22 protein-coding genes, 1 tRNA gene and 1 pseudogene are annotated in these 26,434 nt (G+C 74.2%); 13 read left to right on the forward strand and 11 right to left on the reverse strand.

Annotation, left to right across the window (positions count from 1 at the left end):
• The first annotated feature begins 53 nt into the window (after nt 1-53).
• From E4N63_RS20875 to E4N63_RS31220, 4 genes and pseudogenes are all read left to right on the forward strand, one after another.
• Nucleotides 54-1,865 carry a fatty acyl-AMP ligase gene (locus tag E4N63_RS20875; RefSeq protein WP_230241428.1) on the forward strand — a complete coding sequence of 604 codons (1,812 nt, stop codon included), beginning with the start codon at nt 54-56 and terminating at the stop codon, nt 1,863-1,865.
• The gene (locus tag E4N63_RS20880) at nt 1,862-3,601 is read left to right on the forward strand and encodes an acyl-CoA dehydrogenase (RefSeq protein ID WP_230241429.1); all 1,740 of its coding nucleotides are present in this window, start codon (nt 1,862-1,864) and stop codon (nt 3,599-3,601) included. The genes E4N63_RS20875 and E4N63_RS20880 overlap by 4 nt, the downstream gene beginning before the upstream one ends.
• A gap of 69 nt (nt 3,602-3,670) precedes the next feature.
• Nucleotides 3,671-4,915 carry an acyltransferase domain-containing protein gene (locus E4N63_RS20885; RefSeq protein ID WP_125622815.1) on the forward strand — a complete coding sequence of 415 codons (1,245 nt, stop codon included), beginning with the start codon at nt 3,671-3,673 and terminating at the stop codon, nt 4,913-4,915.
• A 424-nt stretch (nt 4,916-5,339) separates the two neighbouring features.
• Nucleotides 5,340-5,564 (forward strand): annotated as a pseudogene (locus E4N63_RS31220) (4'-phosphopantetheinyl transferase superfamily protein); the annotation flags it as partial.
• Nucleotides 5,565-5,777: 213 nt separating this feature from the next.
• On the opposite strand, the gene E4N63_RS20895 reads toward E4N63_RS31220, so the two are convergent.
• The 4 genes from E4N63_RS20895 to E4N63_RS20910 all read right to left on the reverse strand — a co-directional run bounded on the left by E4N63_RS20895 (nt 5,778) and on the right by E4N63_RS20910 (nt 10,419).
• Nucleotides 5,778-6,392 carry a DNA-binding response regulator gene (locus E4N63_RS20895; RefSeq protein WP_125622816.1) on the reverse strand — a complete coding sequence of 205 codons (615 nt, stop codon included), beginning with the start codon at nt 6,390-6,392 and terminating at the stop codon, nt 5,778-5,780.
• Nucleotides 6,393-6,446: 54 nt separating this feature from the next.
• The gene (locus E4N63_RS20900; RefSeq protein WP_230241430.1) at nt 6,447-7,697 is read right to left on the reverse strand and encodes a sensor histidine kinase; all 1,251 of its coding nucleotides are present in this window, start codon (nt 7,695-7,697) and stop codon (nt 6,447-6,449) included.
• 92 nt (nt 7,698-7,789) lie between these two features.
• Nucleotides 7,790-10,105: a TOMM precursor leader peptide-binding protein gene (locus E4N63_RS20905; RefSeq protein ID WP_228429538.1), complete on the reverse strand. Its 2,316-nt coding sequence runs from the start codon at nt 10,103-10,105 to the stop codon at nt 7,790-7,792.
• Nucleotides 10,102-10,419 (reverse strand): hypothetical protein, encoded by a 318-nt coding sequence (locus E4N63_RS20910; protein WP_039824057.1) that lies wholly within the window; start codon nt 10,417-10,419, stop codon nt 10,102-10,104. The genes E4N63_RS20905 and E4N63_RS20910 overlap by 4 nt, the downstream gene beginning before the upstream one ends.
• 237 nt (nt 10,420-10,656) lie before the next feature.
• Between E4N63_RS20910 and E4N63_RS20915 the strand changes: the two genes are divergently transcribed.
• From E4N63_RS20915 to E4N63_RS20945, 7 genes are all read left to right on the forward strand, one after another.
• Complete coding sequence (locus E4N63_RS20915) at nt 10,657-11,451, forward strand: AfsR/SARP family transcriptional regulator (protein WP_125622818.1); 795 nt, start codon at nt 10,657-10,659, stop codon at nt 11,449-11,451.
• 215 nt (nt 11,452-11,666) lie between these two features.
• Nucleotides 11,667-13,211: an acyl-CoA carboxylase subunit beta gene (locus E4N63_RS20920; protein ID WP_230242578.1), complete on the forward strand. Its 1,545-nt coding sequence runs from the start codon at nt 11,667-11,669 to the stop codon at nt 13,209-13,211.
• A 315-nt stretch (nt 13,212-13,526) separates the two neighbouring features.
• A complete protein-coding gene (locus E4N63_RS20925; RefSeq protein ID WP_125626636.1) occupies nt 13,527-14,792 on the forward strand; it encodes a beta-ketoacyl synthase in 1,266 nt (421 codons plus the stop codon).
• The gene (locus E4N63_RS20930) at nt 14,789-16,006 is read left to right on the forward strand and encodes a ketosynthase chain-length factor (protein WP_230241431.1); all 1,218 of its coding nucleotides are present in this window, start codon (nt 14,789-14,791) and stop codon (nt 16,004-16,006) included. The genes E4N63_RS20925 and E4N63_RS20930 overlap by 4 nt, the downstream gene beginning before the upstream one ends.
• A gap of 407 nt (nt 16,007-16,413) precedes the next feature.
• A complete protein-coding gene (locus E4N63_RS20935) occupies nt 16,414-16,701 on the forward strand; it encodes an acyl carrier protein (RefSeq protein WP_043461716.1) in 288 nt (95 codons plus the stop codon).
• A gap of 592 nt (nt 16,702-17,293) precedes the next feature.
• Nucleotides 17,294-18,736 (forward strand): acyltransferase domain-containing protein, encoded by a 1,443-nt coding sequence (locus E4N63_RS20940; protein ID WP_230241432.1) that lies wholly within the window; start codon nt 17,294-17,296, stop codon nt 18,734-18,736.
• A gap of 20 nt (nt 18,737-18,756) precedes the next feature.
• A complete protein-coding gene (locus tag E4N63_RS20945; protein ID WP_230241433.1) occupies nt 18,757-19,035 on the forward strand; it encodes a DUF6059 family protein in 279 nt (92 codons plus the stop codon).
• A gap of 617 nt (nt 19,036-19,652) precedes the next feature.
• On the opposite strand, the gene E4N63_RS20950 is transcribed toward E4N63_RS20945, so the two are convergent.
• Complete coding sequence (locus E4N63_RS20950) at nt 19,653-20,156, reverse strand: GNAT family N-acetyltransferase (protein ID WP_230241434.1); 504 nt, start codon at nt 20,154-20,156, stop codon at nt 19,653-19,655.
• A gap of 173 nt (nt 20,157-20,329) precedes the next feature.
• Here E4N63_RS20950 and E4N63_RS20955 point away from each other — a divergent pair, with 173 nt between their 5' ends.
• Nucleotides 20,330-20,986, forward strand: coding sequence for a nucleoside/nucleotide kinase family protein (locus tag E4N63_RS20955; protein ID WP_230241435.1), 657 nt, complete (start codon nt 20,330-20,332; stop codon nt 20,984-20,986).
• Between the two features lie 374 nt (nt 20,987-21,360).
• Complete coding sequence (locus E4N63_RS20960; RefSeq protein ID WP_230241436.1) at nt 21,361-21,954, forward strand: lytic polysaccharide monooxygenase; 594 nt, start codon at nt 21,361-21,363, stop codon at nt 21,952-21,954.
• Between the two features lie 129 nt (nt 21,955-22,083).
• Here E4N63_RS20960 and E4N63_RS20965 read toward each other — a convergent pair.
• The 6 genes from E4N63_RS20965 to ehuB all read right to left on the reverse strand — a co-directional run bounded on the left by E4N63_RS20965 (nt 22,084) and on the right by ehuB (nt 26,415).
• Nucleotides 22,084-22,157 (reverse strand) — tRNA-Lys (locus tag E4N63_RS20965).
• Nucleotides 22,158-22,250: 93 nt separating this feature from the next.
• Nucleotides 22,251-23,006 (reverse strand): IclR family transcriptional regulator, encoded by a 756-nt coding sequence (locus E4N63_RS20970; RefSeq protein WP_043461701.1) that lies wholly within the window; start codon nt 23,004-23,006, stop codon nt 22,251-22,253.
• Nucleotides 23,007-23,320: 314 nt separating this feature from the next.
• On the reverse strand, nt 23,321-24,133 hold the full coding sequence (ehuA, locus tag E4N63_RS20975; RefSeq protein WP_043461699.1) for an ectoine/hydroxyectoine ABC transporter ATP-binding protein EhuA: 813 nt from the start codon (nt 24,131-24,133) through the stop codon (nt 23,321-23,323).
• Nucleotides 24,123-24,773, reverse strand: coding sequence for an ectoine/hydroxyectoine ABC transporter permease subunit EhuD (ehuD, locus tag E4N63_RS20980; protein ID WP_230241437.1), 651 nt, complete (start codon nt 24,771-24,773; stop codon nt 24,123-24,125). Before ehuD ends, ehuA begins: the two co-directional genes overlap by 11 nt.
• On the reverse strand, nt 24,773-25,519 hold the full coding sequence (ehuC, locus tag E4N63_RS20985) for an ectoine/hydroxyectoine ABC transporter permease subunit EhuC (RefSeq protein ID WP_125626522.1): 747 nt from the start codon (nt 25,517-25,519) through the stop codon (nt 24,773-24,775). Before ehuC ends, ehuD begins: the two co-directional genes overlap by 1 nt.
• Nucleotides 25,516-26,415, reverse strand: coding sequence for an ectoine/hydroxyectoine ABC transporter substrate-binding protein EhuB (gene ehuB / locus E4N63_RS20990; RefSeq protein WP_125626521.1), 900 nt, complete (start codon nt 26,413-26,415; stop codon nt 25,516-25,518). Before ehuB ends, ehuC begins: the two co-directional genes overlap by 4 nt.
• Nucleotides 26,416-26,434 lie beyond the last annotated feature (19 nt).

The raw sequence follows: 26,434 nt of genomic DNA on the forward strand, positions 1-26,434 counted from the left end.
TGTTCGAGCCGCCGCCGGCCGGCGACGGTGTCCGCGACATGTGAGGGGGAGCGTTGTCCGGCTACCGGAACTTCACAGAACTCGTCCAGGCGAGGGCAGCACAGGCACCCGACCGGGAGGCGCTCGTGGTGCTGCCCGACACCGAGGAGCGGGGCCGGGCCGAGACCGTCTCGTACCGGGCGCTGGACGCGGGCGCCCGGCGGCTGGCCGGCTGGCTCCAGGACCGCGGGGCGGCCGGTGAACGGGTGCTGGTGCTCCACACGGACCGCCGCCTGTTCGCCGTCTCCTTCCTGGCCTGCCTCTACGCCGGTGCCGTCGCCGTCCCGGCACCGCCCCCGGCGGGAGGCCCCGGCCGAGGGAGCCACCACGAGACGCGGATCGCGGGCATCGTCAAGGACGCCGCGCCCTGCGTCGTCCTCACCGACGCCGCCGCGGCCCCGGAGGTCTCCCAGCTGCTCGCCCGCTCCGGCCACGGCGGCGTGCCCTGCCTTGCCGCCGACGTGGTGCCGGGCTCCGCACCCTGGCGCCCGCCGGAACTCGGCCCGGAATCGGTGGCGTTCCTGCAGTACACCTCCGGGTCCACCGCCGAGCCGCGCGGCGTGGTGGTCACCCACGGCAATCTCCTCGCCAACCAGCGGGCGATCTGCCGGGCGCTGGGCACCGTCCCCGCCGCCCGGATCGGCGGCTGGCTGCCGTTCCACCACGACATGGGCCTGGCCGGCCAGCTGCTGCACCCGCTGTGGCTCGGCGGCACCTCCGTGGTGCTCTCGCCGGAGGCGTTCGTGCGGCGGCCGGTCCGCTGGCTGGAGGCCATCGCCCGGTACGGCGTCACCGTCAGCGCCGCCCCGGACTTCGCGTACGACCTGTGCGTGCGCAGGATCACCGAGGAGCAGACCGCGGGCCTGGACCTGTCCGGCTGGGAGACCGCCGTCAGCGGCGGCGAGCCGGTACGGGAGGAGACACGGCGGGCCTTCACCGAGAAGTTCGCCCCGGCCGGGCTGCGGCCCGGCGCCTTCACCCCCTGCTACGGGCTGGCGGAGGCCACCCTGCTGGTGACCGGCGCGGCGGCGGACCGGAGAAACGGGGCCGCGGCCGCCCTCACGGTGGACGCGGCCGCCCTCGAACGGCACGAGATCGCCGAGCCGGTCCCCGGCCGCCCCGTGCGGACCCTGCTCTCCTGCGGCCCCGCCGCCGCCGGCACCGAGGTGCGCGTCACCGACCCCGACAGCGGGCGGGTTCTCCCGGAGGGCGAGATCGGCGAGATCCGGGTGCGCGGCGCCGGCGTGGCCCGCGGCTACTGGAAACGGCCCGCCGAGAGCGCCCGGACCTTCGGCGCCCGCACGCCGGACGAACCGCGCGCCGGCGAACCGCCCGCCGCCGGGCCGCAGGGGCCGGAGGACACCGCCGGCCACCTCCGCACCGGCGACCTCGGGACGCTCCACCGCGGCGAGCTGTACGTCACCGGCCGCCTCCGCGACATGATCGTGGTGGCCGGACGCAATCTGTATCCGCAGGACCTGGAACGCACCGTGCAGCGCGTCAGCGCCCTCTTCGGCGCCGGCACCGTCTTCGCGGTCCCCGGCGAACGCGAACGGGTCGTCGTCGTCCAGGAGTTGCGCGCCCGCAGCCGCTACGACGTCGATCTGCCCGGTCTGGCCGCGGCCGTCGAGCGCTGCCTGGCCGAGGAGTTCGAGATCAGCGCGGGCGGGGTGCTGCTGGTGCGCTCCGGCACGGTGCGGAGGACGACCAGCGGCAAGGTCGAGCGCGCGGCGATGCGCGGGCTCTTCCTGCGGGGCGAGCTGAAACCGCTGCACCAGCGGCTCGACCCCGAGGTCACACCGCTGCTGCCGGCGGGTGGACGGTGACGGGGGCGGAGCGGCCCGAGGAGCGGATCGACCGGCTGGAACGGGCCTTCGGCCCGCTGGAGGAGCCCGGCAACCCGCTGGGCCAGGACGCGCTGCTCGCCGCCGACGCGCGCGGCGAGATCCCGCCCGGGGCCGAACACGTGCTGGACGAGCAGGAGTTCAACGCCGAGTTCGTCCCCGCGCCGCTCGGCGGTCGGCTCGACCGGCTGGACGTCCTGGGCCGGGTGCTCCGCCCCGTCTTCCGCCGCGACGCCTCCCTCGGCTTCGGTTACGGCCTCAACTGCTTCTTCTCCGCCGTCCCGGTCTGGACGGCGGGCCGTGCCGAGCAGCGGCACCGCGCAGCCCGGCTGCTGCTCGGCGGCGACCGGATCGCGGTCGCCCGGCACGAGGTGGCGCACGGCAACGACTTCGTGCGCGACGAGTTCGCCGCCGCACCCGACGGCGCCGGAGGGTTCCTGCTCAGCGGCCGCAAGTCCGTGATCGCCAACGCCGCCCGCGCCGCCGGACTCGTCGTCTTCGCCCGGACCTCGGACGCCCCCGGCGGGCTCAGCCACTCCGTCCTCCTCCTCGACCGCCGGGAACTCCCCGCCGGCCGGCTGCGCCACCTAGGCCGGCACACCACCACCGGGATGCGCAGCGCCGAGTTCGGCGGCCTGGAGGCCGTGGACTGCCCCGTACCGGGCGAGGCCCTGATCGGCGGGGCCGGGGACGGCTACGCACTCTCCCTGCGCTCGTCCCTGGTGATCCGCGGCCTCATCCCCTCCATCGTGCTCTCCGGCGCGGACACGGCCCTGCGCACCGTGGCGGGCTTCGCCGCCCGCGGCCGCGCGGACGGGCGGTCCCCGCTCGACGGGCGGCACGTCCGCTCCGTGCTGACCGGCGCCTTCCTCGACCAGCTGCTCAGCGACTGCCTGGCCCTGGTCGCCACCCGGGCCCTGCACGTGCTGCCGCGCAGCATGAGCGCCTACGCGGCCGCGGCCGCCTATGTCGCGCCGAAACTCGTCGCCGAGTCGATGGACGCCCTGTCGGCGGTGCTCGGCGAGGGCACCTTCGCCGAGGACGGCCGGTACGGGATGTTCCGCAAGCATCTGCGCGACCTGCCGGTGACCTCCCTCGGACACGCGGGCAGCGCGGGCCGCCAGGTCAGCATCCTGCCGCAGCTGCCCTTCTTCGCCCGGCACGCCTGGTTCTCCGACCCGGCGCCGCCCCCCGCGCTCTTCCGGCTCCACGGTCCGCTGCCGCCGCTGGACCTGAGCAGCCCCGCGCTGCTCGGCGGTTCGGACCCGCTCGCCGCGACCCTCGTGGAGGGCGCGGCCGGGGAGCCCGCGGACAGCCCGCTGTACGCCCCGCTCACCGCCCTCACCGGCGAACTCCGCGAACTGCGGAAGGAGTTCGCCGCCGTCGAGCCGGGCGACCGGGCCGCTCTGGTCAGCTCGTACAGCTTCGGCCTCGCGGACCGCTACGCCCTGCTGCTGACGGCCGCCGCCTGTCTCGGCGTCTGGCGCGGACAGCTCCACGGCGACGGCGGCGGCGACGGCGGCGGCGACGGGGGCCGCGCGGACGCCTTCCTCGCCGACCCGGCCTGGGTGACCGCCGCGCTGCACCGCCTCTGCCACCGGCTCGGCCTGCACCTGCCCCCGCTGCCCGAGGAGGCCGGACGCCGGGTCGTCGCCGAGGTGCTCGCCCGGCTGCACGGCCGGCGCAGCTACGACCTGTACGGCACCGCACTGGCCTGACCGCGGCCGGCCGGCGGAGCCCCCGGCCGGTGGCGGCGGACACCCGCAACCGATGAGAAGGAGGAGGCCATGTCCCTGCGGCCCTCCAGCGACGCGCGCGAACCGGACTTCCCGGCCTGGCTGGCGGGGCGTCTCGCCGGCTATCTCTGCCGCGACATCCCCGAGGACGCGGACTTCGCCGAGTACGGCCTCGACTCCGTGGCCGCCCTCGGCCTCTACGGCGACATCGAGGAGGAGTTCGGTCCGCTGATCGAGCCCACCGACATCTGGGCGTACCCGACGATCCGGCAGCTCGCCCGCCGGCTGGAGCTGCGCCTGCCGCGGCCGGGCGGCGGCGACTCCATCCGCGCCGCCTTCGTCTTCACCGGCCAGGGCTCCCAGCACCCCGGAATGACCGCCGGGCTCTACCTCGACTCCGCCGGCTACCGCGGCCGGCTGGACGAGGCGGCCGAGGCGGTGCTCCCGTACACGGGCCGGTCGATGGTGGACCTGATCCTCAGCGGCGACGAACGCGTCCACCAGACGGCGTTCGCGCAGCCGGCGCTTTTCGCCGTCGGGTACGCGCTCGCCCGCACGCTCCAGGAGGCGGGGGTCGAGCCGGTGGCCGTCCTCGGCCACGGCATCGGCGAGTTCGCGGCGGCCGCCGTCGCCGGGGCCCTCACCCTGGCCGACGCGGCGAAGCTCGTCGCCGTCCGGGGCGCCTTCATGCAGTACCTGCCCTCCGGCGGCGGCATGCTGGCCACCTGCGCCACCCCCGGCGAACTGGCCGAACTGACCGCCGCCGAGCCGGATGTGGGCATCGGCGCGGTCAACGCCGCCCGGGCCACCGTCCTCTCCGGCGACCTCGGCGCGCTGGAGCGGCTCCGCGACCGGCTGGAGGCGGACGGCATCGCCTGCCGCCCGCTGCGGGTGACGCACGCCTTCCACTCCCCGCTGATGGATCCCGTGCTGCCCCGGTTCGAGGCGGTCGCCCGGCGGCTGCCCGGCGGCCCGCCGCGGCTGCCGTACTACTCCACCGTCCACGGCCGGTTCACCGCCGAGCCGCTCTACGCCCCGTACTGGACGGAACAGATCACCGCGCCGGTCCGCTTCGCCGACGCGGCGCGGGAACTGCTGGCGCAGCAGGTGCCGACGCACATCGTCGAGATCGGCCCGCGGGTGGTGCTCACCCCGTTCCTGCGGCGCCTGGGCGGGACGGACGGGCCGGTGTGCCTGGCCGCCTGCCCGGGCCCGCGGAGCGACGCGGTGGACCTGGCCGGGGTCTGCTCGGCCCTGGACGCCTGGCCGCTCGCCGGCTCGTCGGCGAGCGTCTGAGGTGGCGGCGGGATCCGCGGGACGGATACCCGCGCCGGTGGCGGTCCCCGGCCCGGACGGTCCCTGGCCCCGGGTGCGCGGGGCGCTCGCCGCGGCCGGCACCGTCCTGCTGTACGGGTACCAGGCGGACTGGCTGGGCTCCGCGGGGGACCCCGGCCGGCTGCGCCCGCTGCTGGGCCGGGACTGGAGCCGCTACGCCTCCCTCACCCACCCGGTGACGCGGCGGCGGTTCGCCGCCTCGCGGCTGGTGCTGCGGCACGCCGTCGCGGCGGTCATCGACACCGCGCCGGATCTGGTGGACCTGGCCTACCAGCCGGGCGGGCGCCCCTTCGTCCGCGGGTGCGACCAGATCGACGTCAGCCTCAGCCACACCGAGGAGGTGATCGTGGTGGGCATCACCCGCCGCGGCCGGCTCGGGGTGGACGTGGAGCGCGCCGACCGGCGGCTGGCCGGGACGGGCTCCGAGCCGCGGACCTGCACCCCGCACGAGTACGCGGCGCTGCGCACCACGGCGGGCCGGGAGCGCAACGACGCCCTGGTCCGGCTGTGGACGCTCAAGGAGGCGTACAGCAAGGCGGTCGGCCAGGGACTGCGGTTCCGGTTCACGGAGTTCGGCTTCGACCCGGCCGCGCCGGGGGAGGAGCGGGGCGCCCGCCTCGTACGGCCGGACGGGACGCCCGTGGAGGGCGACGAGTGGGCCTTCGCCACCTTCCGGGTGGGCCACTACGTGCTGAGCGCCGCGGTCTGCGACGCCGGGTTCGGCGGGGGCACGGACCTGTCCGTGCGGACCGCGCTCGACGAGGGGCTGCTGGACACCCTGCTGCTGGGCGGCCCGGGCGGCCAAGGCGCTCCGGGCGGACGGTCAGGGGATCCAGCCCGCCTCCTCGGCGATCCGGATGGCGTGCACCCGGTTGCGGGCGTTCAGCTTGGTGACGATCGCCGTGAGGTAGTTGCGGACCGTTCCCGTGGTCAGGTACAGGCAGCCGGCGATCTCCGCGGCGTCGGCGCCCCGCGCGGCGAGGCGGAGCACCTCGGTCTCCCGCGGGGAGAGCGGGTTCTCCGGGGAGTCCCAGGCGGAGAGGGCGAGTTGGGGGTCGATGACCCGCTGTCCGGCGGCGACGGTCCGTACCGCCTGGGCGAGCCGGTCCGGCGGCGCCTCCTTGAGGAGGAAGCCGGAGACCTGGGCGGTCATCGCCCGGCGGAGGACGCCGGGACGGCCGAGGCTGGTGAGGATCAGGGTGCGGCAGTCCGGGAGCCGCGTCTGCAGTTCGGCGGCGGCCGTGAGGCCGTCGGTCCCGGGTAGGTCGACATCGATGACGGCGACGTCGGGCCGTGCCGTAAGGGCGGCCGCCACGATGAGGTCACCGCGGTCGACGGAGGCGACCACCTCGAAGTCCGGCTCCAGTTCCAGCAGGGCGATCAGGGCTCCCCTGATCATGTGCACGTCTTCGGCCAGCAGGATCCTCACGGACAGCATTGGTTCCCCCAAACCAAGGTGTCGCCCTGTGCCGCTGCACGGAGCGGGTGCGCGTCATGCCGCGGTGACCGCCGCGGCCGGGGAGCCGGCGGCGCCGTCCCCGGGGATACCGGTGCCGAGCGGCCGGGCGGGAGCCTCGGCCAGTAACCGGAAACGGCCGTCCTCCTGGACGCCGGCCTCCACCCGGCCGCCGATCGCGGAGAGCCGGGTCTGCAGATTGCCGAGACCGCTGCCGCTGTGGGGGGAACGGCGCCGTGTTCCGGTCACTCCGTCGTTGAGCAGGGTGAGCCGCACGAGATCGCCGTCCGCCTCGGCGGTGATGGTGCAGTTCTCCACCTTGCTGTGCCGGAGCACGTTGGTCATTCCCTCCCGCAGGGTGGTGGCGAGCACGGTCTCGACCACCGGGTGCAGCCGGCCGGTGGAGATGGACACCTCCGCGGCGACGTCCGCCGTGGCCAGGATCCTGGCGGCCGAGTCGGCCTCGTCGGCCAGGGACATGTCCCGGTAGCCGCTGGCCACCAGCCGTACGTCGGCCAGGGCCTGCCGGGACACCTCCAGCACCGAGGCGATCTCCTCCCGCGCCCGGTCCGGGCGGCTGGTGATCAGCCGGTGTATCAGCTCGCTCTTGAGGGTGATCGCGGAGAGGCTGTAGCCGAGCAGGTCGTGCAGGTCGCGCGCGAAGCGCAGCCGTTCCTGGCTCACCGCCATCCTGGCCAGTTCGCCGCGTGAGGCGTGGACCTCGGTCACCAGGTCGGAGAGCCGGGCGGTGCCGTAGAGGATGACTCCGGCCATCATCGTCGAGGTGGTCAGATACACGACCATGACGATGCCGGAGCCCTCCAGCAGCGACAGCGCCAGCATCCCGGCGGCGATCAGGGCGAAGAGCGGCCAGGCCGCCCGCGGGGGCAGCAGCAGCAACAGGGAGCCGGCCAGGGGACCGGCCATGCTGCCCCATTCGAGCCCGAACACGGCGAGGGGCAGATAGGTCAGGGCCGCCTGCGCGCCGAGGGTGAGACACCGGCGACGCAGGGGCCACCGCCGGGCGCGGGGCGAGACGTGGAACAATTGCAGGGCGAAGACCACGGCCACGCAGACCAGGCAGACGGCGAGCCGGCCTGCGGTGGCCCCGCTCCACAGGACGTTCAGTACGGCGATTCCGCAGTAGTACACCAGCACGCCGACCGTGATCGTCCTGGCCAGCCTCGGCGCCGGAAGAGCCGGGTCCGGGACCGGCCGGTCCCCGGGTGAATCGGGGGGCCGGCCGGAGGGCACGCCGTTCTCGGCACCAACCATGCGGTCGATCACCAGATTTCTCCTCGCCGGAAACCTCGGGTATGGACCGCATATTATGGCCAACGGTTTTCCCGGGCCCATGGTTGAGGAATGGTCATCCGGGTTCAGACGAAGAGCGGAATGGGATTCACGGCACCGTAGGGCGTGCGCCGGTCGAGACGGCCGAGGGCCACCGGTACGTCGAAGAGACGTCCGGGAGCCAGCCGGGCCCAGAAGTGCCGCATCCCCGGCGCCAGTACTTTGACGACCGGTAATCCCACGTCAGGCCGGGTCTGGTCGAGGACCAGCAATTCCATGCCGTGGGCACGCACCAGGGCGTCGGCCGCCTCGATGTCCTGCCGCAGGTCCGGGCGCGGCGTGTGGTCCCAACTGCCGGGAACCCGGGGGGACTCGGCTGGATCCGGGACGAGATATGGCTGATTCCGTATGGTGGCCGAGGACCACCAGGAGACCAGTTCCCGGCCGGCCGCCGGATACTCCCCGCCGTCCCCGGCACCGGCGACCGGGACCAGCAACTGGCTCATCTCGGTGACCGCCCGGCGCAGCGCGAGCCGGGGGTCGAAGTGCGCCCCGAAGCCGAAGCTGATGTCCTCGGCCGCCTTGTCGGTCCGCCGGGAGACCGCCGCCATGACGGGAATGCCGAAGTCCGCGGTCAGGTCCAGCACCCACAGTGCGCGGTTCATCCGGGCGTGAGCCGTCCGGGCGGCCGCCAGCCAGGGCTCGTCGAAGGCGTCGAGGTCCACCGCGGCGTGCCGGGTGCGGTTGTACCACCACAGGGCCACCGCGTCCCGCTCCACCAGTTCCAGGAAACCCTGGACGATGGCGTCCTCCAGGCTGCTGCCGGCCGCGTTGCCGTTGGAGTCCGCGCGGGGTACGCCCTCCTGGTCCGCCCCGTGGCCGAAATACAGCATCGACGTCGGCAGCATCCGGCGGGTCCCCGAGGAGAGCGACCAGACGGGCGTCCAGTCCACCGGGCGGTCCGCGTCGAACGGCGCGCACACCTGCTGGAACAGCGGGTGCGTGGCGTTCCAGCGCTCGCGGTCGCGGAACTGCTCCTCGGCGAAGAGCTGGCAGGCGTTGGGGTGCACGGCCTCCTCCCCGAGGCCGCGCAGGGTGTCCCGCACGGTGGCCTCGTCGCCCTGCCGGGTCGCGGAGAAACGTTCCACCGCCTCGCAGAGCGCGCCGAGTTCGGCCTCCGCCGCCGTCACCCCCTTGCCGCCGCTCAGGCTGCGCAGCCCGCCCCGGACCTCGGCCAGCGACCGCGGCCCCAGGGCCAGATTGCGGCCGGACGTACAGCAGTTGAGGCCGTCGGGCAGCCGGGGGTCGTGGCGGAGCTCGGTGACGATCCCGGTGACCGGGCTCACCAGATGCCCGTACCGCTCGCGCACCTGCTCCGGGGCGAGGGCACGGTCGTTGGCGCCGCCGTACGCCGCCTTCGGCCGCGACGCGACGGTGACCGGCCGGTTCCCCAGCGCCGTGACCAGCCCGGCGTCCCCGCACGCGGGGCACTGCGGCCGGCGCCGCACCCCGTGGTGAGTGGTGCGCAGGCTCAGCGTGTCCAGCGTGCACACCGCCCGCTGCGCCTCGTGCCGGGCCCCGGCCAGCCACTTCGCCGCCTCCAGCACGGCCGTGTGCAGGCCCAGCGACCGCCCGGCGGCGAGCGAGGCCGCCGGGCGCCGCACCGGCCCCTCCGTCCCCAGGGCCCGCTGCACCGGGATCTCCGACTGCCGGTGGGCGCGCAGCCGGTGGGCGAGACAGGACCAGCAGGGCCCGTCTCCCGGCCGGAAGACCGGCCCCACCCACGGCTCCGCGCCGCACGGCTTGGCCAGCAGCCAGGGCCGGCCCGCGGCCCGGTGCCGGGCGTCGACCGCCGCCAGCCCCGGCGCCAGGTAGTCGTCACAGAGCACCAGGGAGAACACGGCCTCCCCCGCACCCGTACCGTCCGGTTCCGGCCCGGTGGGCGGACCCGCCACGGCCAGCCCGGACGCCCGGCAGGCCGCGAGGGCCTCCCCGGCGTCCACGCGGCCCACCGTGACCAGCCGTACGGTGGCCCGGGCCAGGGTCTCGGCGGCCCGGCCGGCGTCGAGACCGGCCAGATCCCAGTAGGCGGCGGCGGAGTCCGGCGCCCCGGAGGCCGGCTCCGCGGGGTGGTAGCCGACGACACCGGCCCGGGCCAGCTCACCCACCACCCGCCCCGCCTCCGCGACCGGGACCGCGGAACCGGCGTCCCGCAGCAGCCCGGCGAGGGTGCGGGTGCCGTCCAGCAGCGGTGCCAGCGCCTCCACATGCGCCCCGTGCAGGGCCGAGACACCGCGGACGGACAGCAGGTACACCGCCTCGCCCGGCACCACCTCGACCCGGAAGTGGCGCTTGAAACCAACGAAGGGTCGTCCCCCGGCGGCCTCTTCGGAAGTCCTCACACGCCCACCGCCCCCGGGCCGGCGGCCGGCAGCGGGGTGGGCTCGGGCCCGGGCACCACGGTGCAGCCGAGCGTGGGTGCGACCAGGGCGAGTCCGTCCGCCCGGTCGAGTTCCTCGACGACGACCGACTGCCCGGTGTAGAGCGGCTCGGCGGCCGACAGGCCGAACTCCTCCAGCAGGGCCGCGGGGTCGTCGGCGCAGCGCCGGGCCAGCTCCGGCTCCAGCCCGGTGCGGGCGGCCAGTTCGGCGAAGCGGAGATCGTCCTGCAGGGTGTAGACGGCGTCGGCCGCGGTCTGGGGTGCGATGGTGGCCATGACAATTCCTCCGTTGGATCGACGAGCCTGCGTTCGACGGATCGTGGAGAAATTGTGTGGTGGCAAGCCCTTTCACCGGCAGTGCCGAACTCATCCCCTCGCCATGAGATTTTCATGATTGCGCTCATGAGCCGCTCACTGTCGGCTCAAGGGGCGGAGTGCGAGTCTCGACCGCATGCTCCGAGAAGACCCGCCGGCGGACGGCCGGTGCGGACGGCTCGAAAGGGGAGGAGCACTGTGGACATCAAGGTATTGGGCCCGCTGACGGCGCAGGAGCGCGGAATCTCGGTGGTGCCGACCGCCGCCAAGCCCCGCCAGATCCTCGCACTGCTGGCACTCCAGGCCGACCACGTCGTCACCGTACCCACACTGATGCAGGAGATCTGGGGAGAGGACGTCCCGCGCAGCGCCGCGACCACGCTGCAGACGTACATCCTCCAGCTCCGCCGCAAGATCGCGACCGCGCTCGGCGGCGACCCGGCGCGGGACGCCAAGGACGTCCTGGTCACCCAGCACGGCGGCTACCTGCTCCAGGTGCAGCCGGGGCAGGTCGATGTCCAGGAGTTCGAGCAGCTCGCCGCCTCCGGCCGCGCCGCCCACGAGGCCGGCGACCACCGCGCGGCCTCCCGGCTGCTGCGCGCCGCGCTCGACCTCTGGCAGGGCCCGGCCCTGGTGGACGTGCGCGTCGGCAGCGTCCTCGAACTGGAGGTGCTGCGGATGGACGAGGACCGCATGGCCGCCCTGGAGCGCCGCATCGACGCCGATCTGCGGCTGGGACGGCACACCGAACTCGTTCCGGAATTAAGGGTGCTGGCCGCCCGCCACCCCATGCACGAGAACTTCTGCGCCCAGCTCATGCTGGCCATGCACCGGGCCGGCGGCGCCTGGCGGGCCCTGGAGGCCTACCAGCGGCTGCGCGGCACCCTCGTCGACGAGCTCGGCATGGAACCCTCGCCGAAGCTCCAGCAGCTCCACCACGCCGTGCTCTCCGGGGACCCGCGCCTCGACCTGACGGTGCCCGCCGCGGGCTGAACCGCCCGCGCCGCCCGCCCCCGCGGAACCGACGGGCAGCGCGCCGCCGCCCGCCCGCCGCCCGCCGCGCCTCCTCCAGCCGGACTCCAGGTGTGCTTCCTACGTTCGGCCGATGACGACCCTTGACGACCACCTCACCCCACCCCCGCCACCGCCCGCACCCCGCGCCCCCGGCCGCCCGTGCCGCCCGCGGCACCGCGCCTCCCGCGCCCGACCTGCGCCGGGCCGCCGCCGAACTGCGGCGCCTCAAGGAGGAAGTGGGCCGCGGACCAGACCCCGCCGCCACCCGGCGGCAGCACGCCAGGGGCAAACTGACCGCCCACGAGCGGCTGGACGTCCTCTTCGACGAGGGCACCTTCACCGAGATCGAACCCCTGCGCCGGCACCGTGCGAGCGGCTTCGGCCTGGAGGACCGCAGACCGCACGGCGACGGCGTCGTGGCCGGCTGGGGCCTGGTGCACGGGCGCACCGTCTTCGCCTACGCCCACGACTTCCGGGTCTTCGCCGGCGCGCTCGGTGAGGCCCACGCCGAGAAGGTCCACAAGGTGATGGACCTGGCGCTGTCCGCCGGGGCCCCGCTGGTCGGCCTCAACGACGGCGCGGGCGCCCGGATCCAGGAGGGCGTCACCGCCCTCGCGGGTTACGGCGGGATCTTCCGCCGCAACGCCGCGGCCTCCGGTGTCATCCCGCAGATCAGCGTGATCCTCGGGCCGTGCGCGGGAGGCGCGGCCTACTCGCCGGCGCTGACCGACTTCGTGTTCATGGTGCGGGAGACCGCCCAGATGTTCCTCACCGGACCCGACGTGGTCCACGCGGTGACCGGCGAACGCATCACCCACAACGAGCTGGGCGGCGCGGACGTGCACGCCCGCGTCTCCGGCGTCGCCGGCTTCGCCCACGACGACGAGACCGAGTGCCTGGAGGACGTGCGCTTCCTGCTGTCCATGCTGCCGTCGAACAACCGTGAACTGCCGCCCGCCGCCCACGGCGACGACACCCCGGACCGGCACACCGGCGCCCTCGCGGAGCTGGTGCCCGCCGACCCCGCGCGGGGGTACGACGTGCGCGAGGTCGTTGCGGAGATCGTCGACGACGGCGAGTTCCTGGAGGTGCACGAGGCCTGGGCGCCCAACGTGGTCTGCGGGCTGGCCCGCCTGGACGGGCAGGTGGTCGGCATCGTCGCCAGCCAGCCCGCCGCGCTGGCCGGCGTCCTGGACATCCACGCCTCCGAGAAGGCCGCCCGCCACGTTTCCGTGTGCGACGCCTTCAACATCCCGCTGCTCACCCTCGTCGACGTCCCCGGCTTCCTGCCCGGCGTGGACCAGGAGCACGACGGCGTCATCCGGCACGGCGCCAAACTGCTGTACGCCTACTGCAACGCGACCGTGCCCCGCATCTCGCTGGTGCTGCGGAAGGCCTACGGCGGCGCGTACATCGTCATGGACTCCCGCTCCATCGGCGCCGATCTGTCCTTCGCCTGGCCGGTCAACGAGATCGCCGTGATGGGCGCGGAGGGCGCGGCGGGCGTCGTCTTCCGGCGCGAGATCGCCGCCTCCGACGACCCGGAGGCCACCCGCGCCCGGCTGGTGAAGGAGTACCGGGCCGAGCTGATGCACCCCTACTACGCGGCCGAGCGGGGGCTCGTCGACGACGTCATCGAACCCGGCGAGACGCGGCGGGTGCTGATCCGCTCGCTGGCGATGCTGCGCGGCAAGCACGCCGAACTCCCGGCCCGCAAGCACGGGAACGTGCCGCTGTGAACGGGGTCCCGCACCGGTGTTCCATTCCGGCGCGAGCCGCTGTCGAGGACCCGCCCGAACCATGACGGCACCGGTAGCGGCGGCACGTCACAAGCGGGCGGCCGCCCGGACCGGCGCCGGGGCGGAACCGGCAGGACCCCGGACCGCCCCGGCCGCCGAAGCCGCCTCCACAGGGGCGCACCGCTTCCAAGGGCCCCGGACCGCCTCCGGGAGCGCCGATGCGTCACCGACGAAGGGATCGACAGTGGCCCGCACAGTTCAGTCCGCCGGACGTCCGCAGGGACATCCGGCCCGGCCGGAGACGAGGTAACGGCGATGCGCAGAGTCGTCATCACCGGGCTGGGCGCCGTGGCCCCCGGCGGGGTGGGCGTCAAGGAGTACTGGGAGCTGCTCACCGCGGGCCGCTCCGCCACCCGCACCATCTCCTTCTACGACGCCTCCCCGTTCCGCTCCCGGGTCGCCGCCGAGTGCGACTTCGACCCGGCCGCCGCCGGGCTCACCCCGCAGGAGATCCGCCGCCTCGACCGGGCCGCCCAGTTCGCCGTGGTCAGCACCCGCGAGGCGGTCGCCGACAGCGGCCTCGACCCCGGCGCGCTGGACCCGGGCCGGATCGGCACCTCGCTCGGCAGCGCCGTCGGCTGCACCACCAGTCTGGAGCGGGAGTACGTCGTCGTCAGCGACGGCGGCCGCCACTGGAACGTCGACCACACCTACGCGGTACCCGAGCTGTACCGGCACTTCGTGCCCAGCTCCATGGCCGCCGAGGTGGGCCGCGCCGCCGGAGCCGAGGGCCCCGCCGCCGTGGTCTCCACCGGCTGCACCTCGGGCCTGGACTCCATCGGCCACGCCGTCGAACTGATCCGGGAGGGCACCGCCGACGTCATGATCACCGGCGCGACGGAGGCCCCCATCTCGCCGATCACCTCGGCCTGCTTCGACGCCATCCACGCCACCACCCCGCGCAACGACACCCCCGAGAGCGCCTGCCGCCCCTTCGACCGCACCCGCAGCGGGCTCGTCCTCGGCGAGGGCGCCGCCGTGCTCGTCCTGGAGGAACTGGAGAGCGCCCGGCGGCGCGGCGCCCACATCTACGCGGAGATCGCCGGCTTCGCCGCCCGCTGCAACGCGTACCACATGACCGGCCTCAAGCCCGACGGCCGGGAGATGTCCGAGGCCATCGACGCCGCCCTGGCCGAGGCGCGGATCGACGGCGGCGACATCGGCTACATCAACGCCCACGGCTCCGGCACCAAGATGAACGACCGCCACGAGACCGGCGCCTTCAAGCGCAGCCTCGGCCACCACGCCTACGAGACCCCGATCAGCTCCATCAAGTCCATGATCGGGCACTCCCTCGGCGCCATCGGCTCCCTGGAGATCGCCGCCTGCGCCCTGGCCATGGAGCACGGCGTGCTGCCGCCCACGGCCAACCTCCGCGACCCCGACCCCGAACTCGACCTCGACTACATCCCGCTGACCGCCCGCGAGCAGCGCGCCGACGTGGTCCTCAGCGTCGGCAGCGGCTTCGGCGGCTTCCAGAGCGCCATGGTGCTCGCCCGCCCGGAGAGGAGCGCCGCATGACAGCCACCACCGTGGTGACCGGACTCGGGATCGCCGCCCCCAACGGGCTCGGCACCGACGACTTCTGGAAGGCCGCACTCGCCGGAGAGAGCGGCCTGGCGGAGCTCACCCGCTTCGACGCCTCGCAGTACCCGTCGGGCGTCGCGGGCGAGGTCCCCGGCTACACGGCCGAGGAGCACATCCCCAGCCGGCTGCTGCCGCAGACCGACCACATGACCCGGCTCGCGCTCACCGCCGCCGAGTGGGCCGTCGAGGACGCGGGCGTCCGGCCGGACGAACTGCCGGAGTACGGCATGGGCGTGGTCACCGCGGCCTCCGGCGGCGCCGTCGAGTTCGGCCAGCGCGAACTGCAGAACCTGTGGAGCCAGGGCAAGGAATACGTCAGCGCGTACCAGTCCTTCGCCTGGTTCTACGCCGTCAACACCGGCCAGATCTCCATCCGGCACAAGATGCGCGGCCCCAGCGGCGTCCTCCTCACCGAGCAGGCGGGCGGGATCGACGCCCTCGGCCAGGCCCGCCGTCACATCCGCAAGGGCGTACCGCTCGTCGTCTCGGGCGGTGTCGACGCGGCCCTGTGCCCCTGGGGCTGGGTCCCGCAGATCGCCTCCGGGCTGATGAGCACCGAGCGCGACCCCGCCCGCGCCTATCTGCCCTTCGCCGCCGCGGCCTGCGGCTACGTCCCCGGCGAGGGCGGCGCCATCCTCGTCACGGAGGACGCGGAGTCCGCCCGCGAACGCGGCGCCCCGCGGATCTACGGCGAGATCGCCGGCTACGCGGCCACCCTGGACCCGGGCGAGGACCCCGGCTCCTGCCGGCTGGCCCGCGCGGCGCGCAACGCCCTCGCCGACGCCCGCGTCGCGCCCGGCGAGGTGGACGCGGTCTTCGCCGACGCCTCCGGGGTCCCGGCCCTCGACCGGGCCGAGGCGCGGGCCCTGGAGGACGTCTTCGGTCCGCACGGCGTGCCCGTCACCGCGCCCAAGAGCATGACCGGGCGGCTGCTCGCCGGCGGCGCGGCCCTCGACGCCGCCACCGCGCTGCTGTCCCTGCGCGACGGCGTCATCCCGCCCACCGCCAACGTCACCGAGGCGGACCCGGAGCACCGCCTCGACCTCGTCACCGGGGACCCGAGGGAGGCGGACCTGCGCACGGTGCTGGTCCTCGCCCGCGGCCACGGCGGCTTCAACGCGGCCCTCGTCCTGCGCCGGCCCGCCTGACGGCGGCCGCCGGGCCGGGATCGCCGGCCGGGCCCGGCGGGATCCGCCACGGGCTCGTCCGGACCCGCCCGTCCGGCCACCGGGCGGCCTGCCCCGGGGCCGGCGGCGACCGGCGGAACACCCCGGCGACCGTCAACCGGCCCGCCGGCCGGGTGACGCCGCCGGCACCTGGCCACCGCGTCAACCGAACAACCCGTCCATCCGGTCACCGGTCCACCCGGACCCACCCGAACCACCGGTCCACCCGGCCACAGTCCACCCGGACTCCCCGGCCACCTGCCCGCCCGGTCGCCAGGGCAGGCCCGTCACCGCCCGCCGGGCCACCCGGGCCCGGCGGCCACCGCACCGACCCGCCGATCCGCGCGGACCGACGCGCGTTGGCTCATCGATCACAGAGAGGACCCACCATGGCGCCGACCACGGCCACGACCACCACCACGACCGAGGTGACCCTCGCCGACCTCACCCGGATGCTCCGCGAGAGCGCCGGTGAGGAGGAGGGCGTCGACCTCGACGGCGACGTCCTGGACACCACCTTCATCGACCTCGGCTACGACTCGCTCGCGCTGCTCCAGGTCATCGGCCAGATTCAGCGCGAGTACGGACGGGAGATACCGGACGACGCGGTCGTCGACGCGGAGACCCCGCGCGCACTGCTCGAACTGGTCAACGCGGGCCGGGACCAAGCTTCCTGACCGCGTATCCCCAGCGCCGGCGCGGGAACCCCCGCCCGCGCCGGCCCCGGCCGCCCGCCGTCACCCGGCGGGGCGGCCACCGGCACCCGCCGGACAGCGCGCCGAGAAGGAGGGCATCCGATGCCGTCGCTCACCACCCACACCGCCGTGGTCCGCAGGCTCGTGGTCAGTCCCGGAGCCGCGCCCGCCGAAGACTCCGCCCCGGCCCGCCCCTCGCGGCGACGACCGCCGCCGTCTCCGCGGTGCTGCGCGCCTTCGGCCGGCCGCCGGAGTCCCTTCCGGCCCGCACCGTCGTCCACATCGGCGCCGACACCGCCGCCGTCCCCGCGTCCGCCGCCGACCGCCCGGGGCCCGAGCACGAGGGTTTCCCGGTGCGCGCCTCGGCTTCCCCGGGCCGCGCCCTGCGCCGTGCCCGGGACGAACTCCGCTCCGGGGCAACCGACTTCGCGCTCGTCGCGGGCTTCGGCGAGCCAGGGCCCGGCGCCATCACCGTGTACGCGCTGCGGCGCGCCGCCGAGGCCGTGGCCGAAGGCGACCCCGTCCTCGGCGTCCTCGACCCCGCCGCCCCGGCGACGACCCCGACGAGCCGCCCGTGCTGCGGCCCCTCAAACACGGCGGCCCGCTCGCCGACCCGGACGCGCCCCGGCTGCTGCTCTGGTCGGGCCGCGACGAGGCCGACGAGGCCGCCGTACGCGCCGTGCTGCGCCCGCTGCTCGACGGACTCCCGCCCGAGGCGTTCCCCGCCCTGCCGGCCACCGTGCCCTGCGAACGGGCCCCCGGCCCGGTGCGCGCCTCGGCCGTCACCACCGCCGGGGGAGCACCCGCCGCCGTCGACGGGGCGAAGGCCGTCACCGCGCACCATCCCCGCCCGGTCGCCCTCCTCTTCCCCGGCCAGGGCTCCCAGCACCTCGGGATGGCGGCCGGGCTCTACGGGCGCGAACCGGTGTTCACCGCCGCCGTCGACGCGGTGCTCGCCCTCTTCGGCGAGGACGGCCCGGCGGTCCGCGCCGACTGGCTGGCCGGTGCCGCCGGAGGGGCACCTGCCGTGGACATCGACGATGTGCGCCGCGCGCAGCCGCTGCTCTTCGCCGTCGACTACGCCCTCGGCCGCATGGTCATCGGCTGGGGCGTGCGCCCCGCCGCTCTGCTGGGCCACAGCGCGGGCGAACTGGTGGCCGCCGTCCTCGCCGGAGTCGTCTCGCTGCCCGACGCGGTCACCATGATGCGCGAGCGGGTGCGGCACGCCGTGCGCATCCCCCCGGGCGGCATGCTCGCGGTCGCGGCCTCCGAGGACACCCTCCGCCCGTATCTGCGCGGGGACGTGGCCGTCGCCGCCGTCAACGCCCGGGCGCAGACGATGCTCGCGGGCCCGGACGAGCCGCTGGCCGCGGTCGCCGCCGCCCTGCGCGCCGACGGCCACACCGTCGTGGCCGTCCCCGCCACCAGCCCCTTCCACTGCCCGGCGATGGCCCCCGCCTCCGACGCCGTCGAGGAGGCGTACCGCGAGATCCGTCTCAACGAGCCCCGACTTCCCCTGTACTCCGGCTACACGGGCGAGCTGATGACCCCGGAGGAGGCCCGCAGCCCGCGCTTCTGGGCCCGGCAGCTCACCGACACCGTCTGGTTCCGGCCCGCCCTGGACCAGTTGCTCGCCGTGGACGACATGCTGCTCGTCGAGGCCGGGCCCCGGCAGACGCTGACCGCGTTCGCCCGCCGGCACCGGGCCGTACGGCTCGGGGCCTCGGCGGCCCTGCCGCTGCTCCCGGCCCGGCCGGGGCCGCCCGGGGCCGACCGCTCCTCCGTCCTGGCCGCCGCCGCACGGATCTGGCAGGAGGGACACGCCCTCGACCCGGAAGCCCTGTCCCGGCTGTGGACCTGGCAGGCGGCCCCGGACACCTCGGACGCTCTGGACTCCCTGGACAGGCCGGACGCCTCGGACATCGCGCACGCCCTGGACGCCCCGGCCGGGACCCGGCCGCAGGCCGCCCCGGCGGCGGGCGTCTCCGCGCCCACCGTTTCCGCACCCGGAACATGAGAACCGGGCGGGGGAGGGCCGTGCGGGGGATCGGCCGCGCTCTGCGCCGGGCGGCGGCCGCGGTGACCGACGCGGTGATCGGGGCCGGCTGCCTGTGGATGCCGCCGCTGCCGCCGGCGGAGGCGGAGCGGCGCCATCCGGCAACGGCGGCGAGGCAGCCGGTGGCGGGACCGCTGCGGGCAGGACCACCGGCCGCCCACCCGGAACGCCTGCGCCCGGACCTCCCGCTGACGGCCACCGAACGCGCCCTGGCCCGCCAACTGACACCCGGCACCGGCCCGTCGGACGGCACCCCGTAGCCCGTACCGGCCGCCTCCTCGCCGGTGGCCCTCCGGGTCTCGGCCGGACGGGCGGAAGGAGCGGGCGGCAGGGCCGGCGGACGTGGCGGACAGCCGCCGGGGAGCCGTGAGGCCGAGAGCACCGGCCCCGGCGGGAAAGCCGCGGACCTCAGGCGGAGGACGAGGGCAAGCACGCGGCGCGACCGCCCGCGCGCGGCAGCGCACAGTGCGGGATCGATGAAGGATCCGGGAAAGCGGAGCCCGAGACGGGGGGAGCCGGCGGAAGAGGGTGCCGAATCACGGGTTCGCCCGGCCCGTCGCCCCCAGCGGCGCCGGACCGGGCACCTCACCCTGCTGAGCGGGTGCCCCCGTTCACCCGGTATAGGCATGCCGGATTCGGTGCTTTCCGCACCGCCCCGGGCGCCGGGGCCGGCGGCCCCCCCCGTAACCGCCGGTACGGGCAAGCCCTCCACGTGCGCTGGTCGGACGCCGCCGATGGCGTCGGCCGGTGTCACGAAGGCAGGCCGGGGGACTACCGACCGAGCCGGCCACCACTGCCGTCCAGCTGCCCACATCCCTCAACACCGCGCCGGCACACGGGACCATGCGAGCGCGAAGCCACGGGGGCGCGGCCCGTGTCACGGCAACGAGCGGGTGAGCCATACCACTTCACCGTTGTCTTCCGTGGAAACGTGGTCCCGCTCGAACCCGAGCTTCTCCAGGACGTGGAGCGAGGGGGTGTTCCACGTGCCGACGGTCGACCAGAGCCGTTTCCGCCCGGTCGCGGCAGCGGCGTCGAGCACCGCGCGGGCCGCCTCGGTGGCGTAGCCCCGCCCGTGCACGCGCTGGAACAACTCGTAGGCGATCTCGGGCTCCTCCAGGGTGGAGCGGCCGGTGATCAGCCCGCAGTAGCCGATGAAGTCGCCCTCGTCGCGGCGCTGGATGGGGAGCAGCGCGATGCCCGTCGCCGTCGTCTCGGTGAGCAGCTTCGCGATGGCCGTCCGGATGTGCTCGACCGTGGGCGTCCCGTCGCCGCGTTCGGACAGGAGGGCGCAGAACTCCGCGGCGTCCGACTCGGCCCACGGCCGCAGTATCAGCCGCTCCGTCTCAAGGTGGAACGGCATCGTCTCGTATGCAGGCATGGGGCCCACGGTGCCCCACGGGTCAGCCCGAAGCACAGGTGGCGTGCCGGGTGGAGCCCAGCGGGACGACGAGCCGGCCGGCCCGGTCCAGCCGGACGGTCCCGCGCGCCCCGGCGGTCACCGGACTGCCGCAAGACGTCGTCCGCCTCGCCGCGCGGGACTAGCCTGCGGGTATGGACATCGCGGAGCTGGCCGACGCGGCCTGGGCCCTGACCGGTGGCGGACAGGGCCGGACCGTGCTCGGGATCGCGGGGCCGCCCGGAGCCGGCAAATCCACCCTCGCCACGGCCCTGGCCGACCGGATCGAACGGCGGCACGGTGCGGGGGCGGCCGGCTATCTGCCGCTGGACGGCTTCCACCTCTCCAACCGTCAGCTCGAACGCCTCGGACTCACCGCCCGCAAGGGCTCCGCGCCCAGCTTCGACGTCTGGGGTTACGAGGCCCTGCTCCGCCGCGTCCACGAGGACACCGGCCGGGACATCTACGTGCCGGACTACGACCGCACCCTCCACGAGCCCGTCGCGGCCCGCCATCTGCTGCGTCCGGACACGCGTCTGGTCGTCACCGAGGGGAACTACCTCGCCTGCGTGGCGCCGGGCTGGTCGGAGGCGCGCCGGCTGATGGCGGAGGTCTGGTACGTCGAGACGCCCGACGCCGTACGGGACGCGCGTCTGGTCGAGCGGCAGCTCGCGGGCGGCCGGGACGCGGCCGGGGCCCGCGCCTGGGTGGACGGCAACGACCACCCCAACGGCGAGTGGGTCAAGGAGTCCCGGGCCCAGTGTGACCGGATCATCCCGGAACTCGACCTGACCGGCACCGGCCGGGACTGACAGAAGCCGCCGCGGCCGGGAGAGCGGAAGTCCCCGGCCAGGGCATCCTCGCGCGACCGGCGACCGGCGACCGGCGACCGGCGACCGGCGACCGGCGACCGGCGACCGGCGACCGGCGACCGGCGACCGGCGACCGGCGACCGGCGCCTGCGCGCCGCCCCACCCCGCCCCGCAGCGGCCTGCAACAACCTCGGAGATTGGTCTAGACATCACCAACACCCGCCACTACTCTCCCAGTTGGTCTAGACCGCCGGGGCTGCTCCCCACCAACTCCCCACCCCACCCCCGCAGCCCCGCTCCTCACCCGAGCCGAAGAGCCGGGCCCGTGCCGACCCCGCGGGCCCGGGCCACCCCCACGTCTTCTGGAGCGACTCATGCGCAGAAAGATCTCCACCACCCTGCTCGGCCTCGGCATCGCCGGCGTCTCCCTCTTCGCCACCACCGGCAGTGCCCAGAGCCACGGCTACACCGACTCCCCGATCAGCCGGCAGGCGCTCTGCGCCAACGGCACCGTGCAGAACTGCGGCGGCATCCAGTGGGAGCCGCAGAGCGTCGAGGGCCCCAAGGGCTTCCCGGCCGCCGGCCCCGCCGACGGCGCCATCTGCTCCGGCGGCAACGGCCGGTTCGCCGCACTGGACGACCCGCGCGGCGGCCAGTGGCCGGCCACCGGCGTCCGGTCGGGGGAGAGCCGCACCTTCACCTGGCGGCTCACCGCCCGGCACGCCACCACGGACTTCCGGTACTTCATCACCCGGAACGGCTGGGACCCCTCCCGGCCGATCACCCGGGCCGCGCTGGAGTCCCAGCCGTTCCTGACCGTCCCCTACAACGGCCGTCAGCCGGACGCCACGGTGACCCACCAGGGCACCATGCCGGGCGGTAAGTCCGGCCGGCATGTGATCGTCGCCGTCTGGGACGTCGCCGACACCGGCAACGCCTTCTACTCCTGCTCCGACGTGCGCTTCTAGACCTTCTGGACCTTCTGGACCGAACGTCCGGATCGCCCCGGGCCCTCGGCGCCCGGCCGCGCAGCGCAGAGGCGCGGACAAGACGCGAGGGGCCCCTCCGCCGGAACGGAGGGGCCCCTCGTATGCGTGTGCGCCGCCAGGGACTCGAACCCCGGACCCGCTGATTAAGAGTCAGCTGCTCTAACCAACTGAGCTAGCGGCGCGTGCTGACGCCCGGCCATCCTACCCGGTCCGCCGGGGTGCTCCCGCCCGGATCTCCGCCCGGGTCCCCGGCCCCCGGAGCCCCGCCGCCGTCCTCAGAACGTGAGGGACAGCGCCAGCGGCGCCGCCCGGCGGTTGAGCGTCTCGGCCGCCTGGCGCAGCCGGTGGGCACGCTCGATCGGCAGCGAGAGCGCCAGACAGCCGACGGTCTTGCCGGCGGCGATGGGCACGGCGGCGCAGACCGTGCCCACGGCGTACTCCTGGAGGTCGAGCACGGGAACGGTGGACGGCTGGTGGTCCAGCCTGCTGAAGAGGACCTTCTCGTCGGTGATGGTCCGCGAGGTGAAGCGGGCCGTCTTGTGCCGGGCGAGGTGGTCCTGGCGGCCGTTGTGGTCGAGCTGGGTCAGCAGGCACTTGCCGACCGCGCTGGCGTGCGCCGCCGAGCGGAAGTCCACCCACTCGTTGACCTTCGGGGTGTCCGGCCCGTGGGCGCACTGGGTGATCCGCACCTCGCCGTCGACGTAGCGGCTCAGATAGACCGCGGCGCCCAGGGTGTCGCGCAACTCCTCCAGATGGCGCTGGAGTTTGTCGGCGAGGGCCTTCTCCCGGGCGGCGGAGCCGAGCAGCAGCAGCGTCCGGCCGACGGCGAACACGCCGTCCGCGGCCTCGTCCACATAGCCCTCGCGGCGCAGCATCCGCAGCATGGGCGTGAGCCGTTCCATCGGCAGGTCGGTCTCGCGCGCCAGCTCTTCCCCGGTGACGCCGCCGTGGTGGCGGGCGACGCTCTCCAGAACGCGCAGGGCGTGCTGGACCGCGTGGAAGGGCGCGGTCGGCTCGGGCTGCTGCGCCACGGTGTCCCCCTACAGGTGTGACCGTTTGCATCGTCGCCGCGCTCCTGGTTACGGGGAAGTCCGTCCCCGCGGGGCCGTCCTCCGCCGCGGCCACGGGCCGGGCTGCACCCACGATAGCGGCCAAGAGGCCGCCGGCGTGGCCGAGTTGTGCACACCGGTGGCGCACTTTCCCCGTTGCCGGGGAAGCGCGCCACCGTGGCATATGCCGTGGTCACGGACCGGGTGCGGGAGGCTCGGACAGCCGTCCGCAGGAACGGTACGGCGGTGCCGTCCGGCGCCGGGGAACGCCCGCCGCCCGCACCCGCGCCGCGGTGTCAGAGCACGGCGCTCAGGAACTCCCGGGTCCGCTCGTGCTCGGGCTCGGAGAAGATCTTCTCCGGTGGCCCGGACTCGATGACCCGTCCCGCGTCGAACATCAGCACGTCGTCGGAGATGTCCCGCGCGAAGTTCATCTCGTGGGTGACGACCAGCATGGTGATGTCCGTGGTGTGCGCGATGTCCCGCAGCACGTCGAGCACACCGGCCACCAGCTCCGGGTCGAGCGCCGAGGTCACCTCGTCGAGCAGCAGCACCTTCGGCCGCATGGCCAGCGCCCGCGCGATGGCCACCCGCTGCTGCTGGCCGCCGGACAGATGGTTCGGGTAGGCGTCGGCCTTGTCCGACAGACCCACCAGGTCGAGCAGTTCACGGCCCCGCTCGGTGGCCTCGTCCTTGCTCATCCCCAGCACGTGGACCGGGGCCTCGGTGATGTTGCGGAGCACCTTCATATTGGGGAAGAGGTTGAACTGCTGGAAGACCATGCCGATCTTCTTGCGCACCTCACGGGTGTGCCGCTCGCCCGCCGGGACGAGCTTGCCGTTCTTCTCCTCGTGGGTGAGGTATTCGCCGTCGACGGAGATGGTGCCCTCGTCCGGCTTCAGCAGGGTCATCAGCAGCCGCAGAATCGTCGTCTTACCGGAGCCCGAGGGGCCGATCAGCGTGACGTGCTTCCCGGCATCCACGGTGAAGTCCAGATGGTTCAGCACCGTATTGCTGCCGAACCGCTTGGTCACCCCGTCGAAACGGATCAGCTCACTGCCGGCCGCCGGGGCCGGGGTCGCGTTCGGGGAACTGCTTTCAGCGGACAAGACGACGCTCCAGGGCTCGCATGAGGAGGGAAGCCGGGTAGGCGATGAGAATGAAGGCGATGCCGACGACCGTGATCGGCTCGGTCATGACGAAGGTCTCGGACCCGAACTGGCGGGCCTCGCCGAGCATCTCGAGCACACCGATCGTGGCGATCATCGGGGAGTCCTTCAGCATCGCGATGACGTAGTTGCCGAGTGCGGGCACGACCCGCCGGATCGCCTGCGGCAGGATCACCGCGGACCAGGTGCGCGTCCGCGGCAGGCTCAGCGCGGTGGCCGCCTCCCACTGGCCGCTGGGCACACCCTCGATACCGGCGCGGTACACCTCGGCGGTGTACGTCGAGTAGTGCAGACCGAGCCCGATGACACCGGTGGTCAGCGCGGAGAAGGTGAGACCCCACTCGGGCAGCACGTAGTAGAGGAAGAAGAGCTGCACCAGCAGCGGCGTGTTGCGGATGAACTCCGTGAACATCTGCACCGGCCAGCGCACCGCCCGCAGCGCCGAGCGCTGCGCCAGGGCCCAGAAGAGGCCGAGCGCGAAGGCGATGAGCGAGCCCAGCACCAGTGCCTGGAGGGTGACGAGGAGACCCCGCCAGAAATCCGGCATGAAGTCGGCGACCGCCGACCAGTCCCACTGCATCAGATACCCCCAGCGCCGGCCGCGTCGGCCGAGATGTCGGTGCGCTCACGGAGATTGAGCTTGCTCAGCAACCCGCCGCCCTTCGCGGGCCGCTGCCCGATCCGGGTCTTCGCCTGCCGCTCGACCACCCGCATGCCGCGGGTCAGGACGAAGGCGAGCACGAAGTACATCACCAGGATGATCGTGTAGACGGGGGCGCTCTCACCGGTCGCGTTGCGGATCAGCGAGGCGCCGAAGGCCATGTCGCCGACACCCATGATCGACACCAGGGCGGTGCCCTTGAGCAGCTCGATCAGCAGGTTGTTGAAGGGCGGCAGCATCTCCGGCCAGGCCTGCGGCAGGACGATCCGCCGCATCCGCTGCATCGGCGTGAAGCTGAGCGCGATGCCCGCCTCCCGCTGCGCCGGCGACACCGCCTGCACGGCGCCGCGCACGACCTCCGAGCCGTACGCCCCGTAGGACAGGCCCAGCGCCAGCGTGGCCGCCCACAGCGGCAGCAGCTGCCAGCCGAAGGCGACCGGCAGGACGAAGAACAGCCAGAACATCAGTACCAGGGCCGAAGTGCCCCGGAAGACCTCCATGTAGAGGCCCGAGAGGAAGCGGACGATCCACAGCCGGTGCGTCCGGGCGATGCCGACCGTGAAGGCGACGACGGCGCCGAGGGCCGCGCTGTAGACCGTCAGCTGGACGGTGACCCAGAGGCCTTCGAGGAGGAGTTGCCACAAACCCCAGGTGATCTCACTCATGGTGTGCACTTCTCCTCTGCGGTCAGATCCGTCATCTGCTCCTCCGAGAAGCCGAAGGGCCGCATGATCCGCAGAAGTTCACCGCTGTCCTTCATCTTGTGGAGCTCGCGGTTGAAGGCGTCCCGGAGATTCGTTTCGGCTTTGCGGAAGGCGAAGGCCCCGGCGTCGACGACGGGCTCACCGTCCACGACCGGCTGGATCTCCTCGGTCGCCTCCACGCGCTTCGACTTGGTCTCCTTGATGACGTTCCGCACGGTCACGGCCGTGCCCGCGAAGACGTCGGCCCGCCCCTGCTCGACCGCCAGGAGTCCGGCCAGCTGGTCCGGCAGGGTCATGATGTTCTTGACCCCGGCGTCCTCGGCGTAGCCGATCTCGGCATAGCCGACACCCGTGGCGAGGGTCGCACCGGCCTCGGCGACGTCCTTGTAATCGTTGAGGTTCTTGGGATTGCCCTTGCGGACGATGAAGGCGTCGAGCATCTGGTACTCGGGGTCCGCGAAGAGCACCTGCCGGCAGCGTTCGGGATTGATGTACATCCCGGCGGCGACCACATCGAACTGCTGCGAGTTCAGACCGGAGATCAGCGAACCGAACTCCGTCGGGAACGGCTGGACCTTCGGTACCCCGAGCCGTTCGAAGATGCGGGCGGCCACCTCCGGCGCGTAGCCGGTCATCTCGCCGTCCTTGCCGATATAGCTGTACGGCTGCTCGCCCGCCAGCCCCAGTTTCACAACACCCTGCGCCCGCAGGCGCTCCAGAAGATCTCCCCCGTCCTTGACATCGGCGGTGGAGACCCGGCTGCAACCGACCGCCCCCAACGCGCTCAAAGCCGCCGCCCCTGCGAGCAGGGAGCGGCGGCCGATCCGGTACGTATCGTTCCCGCGTGGTCGAGCCATGGGCGGCTCGCTACCCGAA

Origin of the sequence: Streptomyces sp. MNU89, from assembly GCF_020982505.1 — a bacterium.
In the GTDB taxonomy this organism is placed as follows: Bacteria; Actinomycetota; Actinomycetes; order Streptomycetales; family Streptomycetaceae; genus Streptomyces; species Streptomyces xinghaiensis.

What these genes read in the sequence shown, in the direction of transcription:
- E4N63_RS20885 (WP_125622815.1), top strand. Translation starts at nt 3,671, where the DNA reads ATGTCCCTGCGGCCCTCCAGCGACGCGCGCGAACCGGACTTCCCGGCC.
- E4N63_RS20895 (WP_125622816.1), bottom strand. Translation starts at nt 6,392, where the DNA reads ATGCTGTCCGTGAGGATCCTGCTGGCCGAAGACGTGCACATGATCAGG.
- E4N63_RS20910 (WP_039824057.1), bottom strand. Translation starts at nt 10,419, where the DNA reads ATGGCCACCATCGCACCCCAGACCGCGGCCGACGCCGTCTACACCCTG.
- E4N63_RS20925 (WP_125626636.1), top strand. Translation starts at nt 13,527, where the DNA reads ATGCGCAGAGTCGTCATCACCGGGCTGGGCGCCGTGGCCCCCGGCGGG.
- E4N63_RS20930 (WP_230241431.1), top strand. Translation starts at nt 14,789, where the DNA reads ATGACAGCCACCACCGTGGTGACCGGACTCGGGATCGCCGCCCCCAAC.
- E4N63_RS20935 (WP_043461716.1), top strand. Translation starts at nt 16,414, where the DNA reads ATGGCGCCGACCACGGCCACGACCACCACCACGACCGAGGTGACCCTC.
- E4N63_RS20950 (WP_230241434.1), bottom strand. Translation starts at nt 20,156, where the DNA reads ATGCCTGCATACGAGACGATGCCGTTCCACCTTGAGACGGAGCGGCTG.
- E4N63_RS20955 (WP_230241435.1), top strand. Translation starts at nt 20,330, where the DNA reads ATGGACATCGCGGAGCTGGCCGACGCGGCCTGGGCCCTGACCGGTGGC.
- E4N63_RS20960 (WP_230241436.1), top strand. Translation starts at nt 21,361, where the DNA reads ATGCGCAGAAAGATCTCCACCACCCTGCTCGGCCTCGGCATCGCCGGC.
- ehuD (WP_230241437.1), bottom strand. Translation starts at nt 24,773, where the DNA reads ATGCAGTGGGACTGGTCGGCGGTCGCCGACTTCATGCCGGATTTCTGG.
- ehuC (WP_125626522.1), bottom strand. Translation starts at nt 25,519, where the DNA reads ATGAGTGAGATCACCTGGGGTTTGTGGCAACTCCTCCTCGAAGGCCTC.
- ehuB (WP_125626521.1), bottom strand. Translation starts at nt 26,415, where the DNA reads ATGGCTCGACCACGCGGGAACGATACGTACCGGATCGGCCGCCGCTCC.